Raw genomic sequence first — 228 nt, 5'->3', positions numbered from 1 at the left:
GGCGTGCAATTTTTGATTGCGGCAGGGTTGTTACCAGAAGTGGGGTGATCAGATAGCCTCAAATTCCTTATTGGGTGCCAGAATTAACGCTGACACCCAATTTGACTTCTTAATGCAGGCAGCACTGCTTAAATTTCTTACCACTGCCGCACGGACAAGGATCGTTACGCCCCGGTTTCTCTTCTGCTTTGATCGGTTGCTGAACAGCTTTTTCCTGCGGATGCGCCA

Annotated in this window: 1 protein-coding gene; it reads right to left on the bottom strand. The window is 49.1% G+C overall.

Features of this window, described 5'->3' with window-relative positions; translation table 11 throughout:
- Window positions 1–109 precede the first annotated feature (109 nt).
- A partial coding sequence (locus tag SB756_RS36415; protein WP_410914118.1) for an SEC-C metal-binding domain-containing protein occupies window positions 110–228 on the bottom strand: 119 nt, incomplete at its 5' end.

The organism is Pseudomonas sp. SIMBA_068, assembly GCF_046534705.1.
Lineage (GTDB): Bacteria > Pseudomonadota > Gammaproteobacteria > Pseudomonadales > Pseudomonadaceae > Aquipseudomonas > Aquipseudomonas putida.
Note: the sequence above shows the minus strand (reverse complement) of the source record. Positions and strands in the feature narration are given on the sequence as shown.